General features: G+C 44.2%; 5 protein-coding genes. 4 read left to right on the top strand and 1 reads right to left on the bottom strand.

Translation table 11 applies throughout. The annotated features are described in order from the left end of the window. The coding region (locus AAFP11_RS29160) for a cation:proton antiporter (RefSeq protein ID WP_341740156.1) at positions 1 to 553 on the bottom strand (553 nt) is incomplete at its 3' end. 421 nt (positions 554 to 974) lie between these two features. On the opposite strand from AAFP11_RS29160, the gene rpsB reads away from it, so the two are divergent. From rpsB to recG, 4 genes are all read left to right on the top strand, one after another. Further along, complete coding sequence (gene rpsB, locus AAFP11_RS29155; protein ID WP_341740155.1) at positions 975 to 1,805, top strand: 30S ribosomal protein S2; 831 nt, start codon at positions 975 to 977, stop codon at positions 1,803 to 1,805. Between the two features lie 612 nt (positions 1,806 to 2,417). After that, a complete protein-coding gene (tsf, locus tag AAFP11_RS29150) occupies positions 2,418 to 3,077 on the top strand; it encodes a translation elongation factor Ts (protein ID WP_341740154.1) in 660 nt (219 codons plus the stop codon). Positions 3,078 to 3,176: 99 nt separating this feature from the next. Further along, positions 3,177 to 4,094, top strand: a complete 918-nt coding sequence (locus AAFP11_RS29145) for a hypothetical protein (protein WP_341740153.1) — start codon at positions 3,177 to 3,179, stop codon at positions 4,092 to 4,094. Positions 4,095 to 4,292: 198 nt separating this feature from the next. Then, positions 4,293 to 6,794: an ATP-dependent DNA helicase RecG gene (recG, locus tag AAFP11_RS29140; RefSeq protein WP_341740152.1), complete on the top strand. Its 2,502-nt coding sequence runs from the start codon at positions 4,293 to 4,295 to the stop codon at positions 6,792 to 6,794. Positions 6,795 to 7,202: the final 408 nt, after the last annotated feature.

The raw sequence follows: 7,202 nt of genomic DNA, 5'->3' as shown, positions 1-7,202 counted from the left end.
CTAACAAGCACCAAGCTGTCACATCGTCCACGGCCGCACAAGTCAGGGCCAGAGTCCCCAATTTCGTATTCTGCAAGTTGTGTTCGGTAATGATTCTGGCCAGTACCGGAAATGCTGTAATTGACATTGCCGCCCCCAAAAACAGCGCAAAAGCAGTAAATGAAACGCTGTTATTTGAGATAATCGGATACAGTAGCAGTGCTAGCAAACTTCCCAGGGAAAATGGCACTAAAATACTGACGTGGGAAGTCAAAATAGCTGTGTCTAAGTTGTTTTTGAGGTACTTCGGATTCAGTTCCAAACCAATCAAAAACATGAAAAATATTAGCCCAATTTCTGATAGCACGTTCAGGAACGGGACGGCTTCGGCTGGAAAAACTGCTACTGCTAAATCTGGCGCAACCAAACCAAACAGAGACGGACCGAGCATAATTCCTGCTACGATTTCTCCAATGACTTGAGGTTGCTTGATCCACCGGAATCCCAAACCGACAAGTCTGGATAGTGCGATGACAATTAAAACTTCCACTAGAACTAGAATGGCGATCGGCATGGTGTTTTTAGATTAGGGATTTTTGCTTATATTAAGAGGGACAAGTGCCAGGGGCAAAATTAGCGATCGAGCTCAATGCAGATGGGCTCTCTTTTTTTGTGCCACAGATAGGAAAGCCTGTTTTGAACAATAATGCAAAATGTCAGATAAAACGCAGCTCTCTTGGTGGTGCGGGCCGTCGCCCCTGTTCTCAAAAATGGTGCAAGATTTCAGGTAGAAGGCGCCAGACAGTGGCAACAGGGCAATTTTCTCACAAGATATCTAAATAAATGTTTAAAATTGTCGAACAAATTAGCACAGACTGTGATAAACTAGAAAAGTTGTTTAAATTCGCACATCCGGGTTTTCGGGTGTTTCTAAGGCGCAAACCTTCAGAAATACGACCGGGTGGAGGATTAACCCGAATTAGGAGTTAAAAACCATGCCAGTAGTCAGTTTGGCTCAAATGCTAGAGTCAGGAGTTCACTTCGGACACCAAACCCGCCGGTGGAACCCGAAAATGTCTCCCTACATTTTTACAGAGCGCAACGGGGTTCACATCATCGACCTCGTGCAAACCGCTCAGCTCATGGAAGATGCTTATGAGTACATGAGAGTAGCCTCCGAAAAAGGCAAAAAGTTTCTATTCGTCGGTACGAAGCGCCAAGCTGCCGGGATTGTAGCACAAGAAGCCCAACGCTGTGGTGCTTATTATGTCAACCAGCGCTGGCTGGGTGGAATGCTCACCAACTGGACGACAATTAAGTCCCGCGTAGAACGCCTCAAGGATTTGGAGCGCCGCGAGGAAACAGGTGCTCTGGATTTGTTACCGAAAAAAGAAGCTTCGGTGTTGCGCCGTGAAATGGTCAAACTCCAGAAATATCTGGGCGGAATTAAGTCTATGCGGAAGATTCCCGACGGAGTGGTTCTGGTAGACCAACGCCGGGAGTATAATGCGGTGTTGGAATGCCAAAAATTGGGAATTCCCATCGTATCTTTACTGGATACTAACTGTGACCCCGATTTGGTGGACATTGCGATTCCGGCTAACGACGATGCTATTCGATCGATTAAACTGATTGTTGGCAAGTTGGCTGATGCCATCTATGAAGGTCGTCACGGTCAACTCGAAGGTAACGACATCGATGAAGACTACGACTACGAAGGTGCTTACGAAGGCGGGGAATATGATGTCGAAATCGAAGAATTGGATGACCCCAATTATGTAGATCCAGATGATGAAACCGACGACGGCGAAGCAGACGAGTCCTAGGGTTCCTTAGCTAGACAGACGGGAATCCCCACACTATACCGCCTCGGTTAGTGTGGGATGAAAGGCGCGTGAGGTGAGGATTCCATCTGTAACCTGCTTACACCTCAATGCTTCTGTGTTATCGGAATGAAATGGTTTTCACCGACTGCAATATTCGAGAGTATTGGGACGAGCAAAATTCTTTGATGGTAGATCGTGATCTTAATGCTGCGATTAACCTAAAAAGACTGGGGTTGGACATTTTCCCCAGTATAAAACGCCCTAGTGGGAATCTTTCCATAGTTGGTTCTATGGATAAAGCGTACCAGAAGGAAATCTTACATACCCTTCATCGGGCTGTTAAGAAGCCCACATCAAATCTGAGTACAGATTATGATGTGGGAGTATGTCACTAGATTGCTGGCAACGGCCACAAGTTAGCGCCATAATTAATTATGGCGCTACAAATACAAAGTGTCCCTGAGTGAACTGAGTATTTTGTCAAAAAGTCTAATCATTAACATAGAATCATTAACATTAAAATTAGTGACTAAGGACTAATGACTAATGACTAATGACTAATGACTAATGACTAATGACTAATAATTTATTTTGATTGGGAAATTAAAGAAGATGGCGGAAATATCTGCAAAACTTGTTAAAGAACTGCGCGACAAAACCAGCGCTGGCATGATGGACTGTAAAAAAGCCCTCGTTGAAAATGAAGGCGACCTAGAAAAAGCCGTTGAATGGCTGCGGAAAAAAGGTCTAGCTTCTGCCGGTAAAAAAGGCGGACGAGTTGCCTCAGAAGGTATCGTCGGTAGCTACATTCACACAGGCGGCCGCGTTGGCGTGTTGGTCGAAGTAAACTGCGAAACCGATTTTGTCGCCCGCCGCGAAGATTTCCAAGCTTTGGTGCGGAATATTGCCATGCAAATTGCAGCTTGTCCCAACGTCGAATACGTGAAAGTTGAAGACATCCCCGCCGAAATTATCGAAAGAGAAAAGGCAATTGAAATAGGCAAGGATGACTTGGGTAACAAGCCAGAAAATATCAAAGAAAAGATTGTTCAAGGGCGAATTGAAAAGCGTTTGAAAGAGTTGTCTTTGATGGATCAGCCTTTTATTCGCGATCAAAACATCTCGGTGGAAGAATTGGTGAAACAAACGATCGCCCTGATTGGAGAAAATATCCAAGTTCGCCGATTCGTGCGCTTTGTGTTGGGCGAAGGTATTGAAAAGGTAGAAGCTAATTTTGCCGATGAAGTGGCTGCCCAAATGGGTATTCAGTAATTAACCATTAAAATTGAGAATTAAAAGCCAAAAATGCGATCGCCATGCTTACATTTTTAGTTTTTAACTCTCAATTTTTTTAAATTTGAGCGGGGAGATATGGTGGGATCGAGAGAGCGAATAGAGCAAGATTTGGCAGCACTAGAAGAAACTTTAACAGGCTTGAATTTGGAGTTTCGCAGTACCTACGAAGATTATCTAACGGCTTTGGGACAAGCAGTGCGAAAGCAGTTGATTTTGGCTTGCTATCACCTTTGCACTCAAGTAACCCCTGATGCGTTTCTCAAGTTGTCATTCAAAGAACGGCAGAAAATGCAGCATTCGGTAAGGCTTTTAGCTGCAATATCTCAAGAAAAATTGCGATCGCTAGCAAATAAAGAAGATCCAAGCGCAGACATAGAAGAAGATGAAGACCTAGAAGAATATGATGAACTAGCCGAATATGAAAACAGAGAAGAAGATGATAATATAGATGACGATCGGGATATAGAAGAACAAGAAGATTCTATCATTAATTATCAATATCCCGCCAGACAGCCAGAGTTGCCTGCCAATTCCCCGGAAACTTTGGCGCGCTGGCAACGGAATATTGAAAAGGCAATATTTAACATTATCAAACAGCTTTCTCGCGACATAAATCGCTTACTGCAACAATCGGGAATATTATCCAATCAATTGCCAGAACAGGTTTTAGAAGCTGCTTATCAAGCAGAATCCTCCGGGGAAAGCGTCGCCGGACCTCCTCATTTATTAAACATCATCATTGAAACAGGTAGTTCCTCAGAATCGAAAAGCTTGAGAGAAACCAGAGGTACTACCAGCATCCAAATTACAGCGATTAAACTGCGATTGTCGGAAATAGAGTTTGCCGATGTAGCAACCTCAACTTACCGTCAGCAAATTCGCAACTTATCTGTGCGGTTAAATACTCTGGGACGCGATTACCAGAAAAAGCGACGCGAATTAGCGGTGGTGGAGGCTGAGTCAGCTTGGCGATCGAGTTGGTTGGAAGATTAGTGATTTGTCAGTTCTCTGGAATGATTGAGCTATGATTAGTAACTAATGACTGGAGAATTGGGAATTGGGAATTGGGCTACCCCCCAAAGGGGGAGGGAATTGGGAATTGGGAATAGGACATTGGAATTAACACAAATAACAAATAACCAATAACCAATAACAAATAACCAATAACAAATAACTAATGACTAATGAGTGATGACTAATAACCAACCAGAATGGCAGCGGTGGCAGAAAGCTCTTGCAGTAGAAGCCGATCGCGGATTTAACGACTTACAAGGCAGTCAATACCGTTTCAGCGAGTTTCTCAGTGTCAGCTTGAGACAACTCGCTGGTGTGGTTACTGCCAATTTGCGCGATCGCACCCGTCAACTAGCCGCCGAATTTGACATCTATCCACAGAAGGATATCGAAGCACGTCAGCATTTGCTCGCCATCACCAGCAGTTTTCTGACACAAACCCAGCGAGTTTGGGAACAAGAAAGCAGCCAACAAGCGGAACCAGAAAGACAGGAAACACAGGAAACACAGGAAATAAAAAATCCACCAATTTCCCCTCGCACCGCACCTCTGAGTTCAACATCAGCACCAGTGAGTCTGACTCTGACACAAGAATTGACCCGCGTTACCGGAATTGGACCCGGAAACGGCAACCGCTTGGCTAAATTGGGTTTATACACTGTATACGACTTGCTTTACTACTATCCCCGCAACCACATTGACTATGCCAAGCAAGTACAAATTAGGGAATTAGTAGCAGGAGAAACAGTCACTTTGATTGCCCAAGTCAAGCGCTGTAATTGCTTTTCTAGTCCCAAAAATAAGAAGTTAACGATATTAGAATTAATTTTAAAAGACCGCAGTGGCGAAATTAAACTCAGTCGCTTTTTTGCAGGTCCACGTTACAGCAATCGCGGCTGGCAAGAACATAAAAAGCGCGAGTATTGTACCGGTGCAGTGCTAGCAGCTTCGGGATTAGTCAAGCAGGGCAAATATGGAATTACTTTAGAAAATCCTGAATTAGAAGTATTAGATGACTCAGGAAGTGCGATCGAATCCATGAAAGTTGGCCGATTGATCCCCGTTTATCCCCTGACAGATGGAGTGGATGCCGGTGTCGTCAGGCGAGGGATTTTGGCTGTGATGCCGGCGACGAAACAGTTGTCAGAATCGTTGCCAGCCGATTTGCGCGATCGCTATGGTTTAATGGGTTTAGCCGATGCTGTGACCAATATTCACTTTCCCCTCGATCGCGATTGTTTAGCAGCCGCCCGTCGCCGCTTAGTATTTGACGAATTTTTCTATCTGCAACTAGGACTTTTAAACCGTCGTCAAACCCAAAGAAAAGCTCAAGCTAGCGCCATCATCCTTCCTAGTGGCCAGTTAATCGAACATTTTTACCAAATATTGCCCTTCGCATTAACCAACGCACAACAAAGAGTAATTAACGACATTCTCAACGATTTAGCATCGCCTTCACCGATGAACCGATTAGTCCAAGGCGATGTGGGTGCTGGCAAAACCGTAGTAGCCGTCGTAGCAATGTTAGCCGCCATTCAATCCGGCTATCAAGCAGCTTTAATGGCACCGACGGAAGTTTTAGCAGAACAGCATTACCGCAAATTAGTAGGCTGGTTCAACTTGATTCACTTGTCTGTGGAATTGTTAACTGGTTCCACAAAAATCGCCAAGCGACGAGAAATTCACAGTCAGTTAGAAACCGGACAATTGCCTGTTTTAGTCGGAACTCACGCCCTCATTCAAGATACTGTAAATTTTCATAAATTAGGGTTGGTAGTCATTGACGAACAGCACCGATTTGGTGTACAACAACGGGCGAAGTTGCAACAAAAAGGGGAATCTCCCCACGTTTTGACCATGACTGCAACTCCCATTCCTCGGACATTGGCTTTGACACTACACGGCGATTTAGATGTCAGTCAAATTGATGAATTGCCACCGGGAAGACAGGCGATTCAAACTACTGTGTTGTCTTCAAAGGAACGCAGTCTAGCTTACGATCTGATTCGGCGGGAAGTGGCGAGCGGACGTCAAGTTTATGTTGTGTTACCCTTGGTGGAGGAGTCGGAAAAGCTGGATGTGCGATCGGCTATTGAAGAAAAAGAAAAACTTGAAACAAGTATTTTTCCTGAGTTTAAGGTTGGTTTGCTCCATGGTAGAATGAGTAGTGCTGACAAAGATGCAGCAATTACTAAGTTTAGAGACAAAGAAACTGATATTTTAGTATCTACTACGGTGGTAGAAGTTGGTGTCGATGTCCCCAATGCAACAGTCATGTTAATCGAAAATTCCGAGCGTTTTGGACTCTCACAATTGCACCAGTTGCGGGGTAGAGTTGGTCGGGGCAGCAACCGTTCTTACTGTTTATTAATGCCCGGTTCTAAAACCACTGATGCCATACAGAGAATGAAAGTTTTAGAACAGTCCCAAGACGGCTTTTTTATTGCCGAAATGGACATGAGATTGCGCGGGCCTGGTCAAGTTTTGGGAACTCGTCAATCAGGCTTACCAGATTTTGCCTTGGCGAGTTTGGTAGAGGATCAGGAAGTTTTGGAGTTGGCGCGCCAAGCTGCTCAAATGGTAATTGAAGATGATGAAAGTTTGAACAATTGGCCGGTGGTGCGCGATGAGTTGGAACGCAGATATCAGCGCATGATGAGTGGGTCGATTTTGACTTAGCTAGAAATAATAAATATTTTTTTGATGCAAATAAAAAAATCGCCTTTTTTTTCAGGGTTAAATGCTTGACTTTCCCCGCCTGATGACCTATAATCTAATAATGGGAGTGGTGACAAAAATATCTCTTTGTCACCACTCCCATTATCTAAATAATACCATGAAAAATCCATGCCTGTCAATAGGTAATCCTTCTTTTTTAAGGCGGCGCAATTATCAACAATCAATGATATCAAATCAACTCTTCATCGAAATTATTCAACTCTATTTAGGGCTTGCTGAATAATCGATCGCACTTGACGTGGCCTGGGTTTCGATCGCGCGATCGAGAGTTTAGTGCAAGATAAACAGGTAAAATAGAGCAAAACCCGTGCATAACCACCTGCGATCGTGTACAAAAAAGCTGAGCTT

The organism is Microcoleus sp. CAWBG640, from assembly GCF_020883015.1.
Taxonomy (GTDB): Bacteria; Cyanobacteriota; Cyanobacteriia; order Cyanobacteriales; family Microcoleaceae; genus Microcoleus; species Microcoleus anatoxicus.
This window is presented reverse-complemented; position numbering and strand designations above follow the sequence as displayed.

Bases quoted from the DNA above. Each gene is read 5' to 3' on its own strand.
- tsf (WP_341740154.1), top strand. From the start codon at position 2,418: ATGGCGGAAATATCTGCAAAACTTGTTAAAGAACTGCGCGACAAAACC.
- AAFP11_RS29145 (WP_341740153.1), top strand. From the start codon at position 3,177: ATGGTGGGATCGAGAGAGCGAATAGAGCAAGATTTGGCAGCACTAGAA.
- rpsB (WP_341740155.1), top strand. From the start codon at position 975: ATGCCAGTAGTCAGTTTGGCTCAAATGCTAGAGTCAGGAGTTCACTTC.
- recG (WP_341740152.1), top strand. From the start codon at position 4,293: ATGACTAATAACCAACCAGAATGGCAGCGGTGGCAGAAAGCTCTTGCA.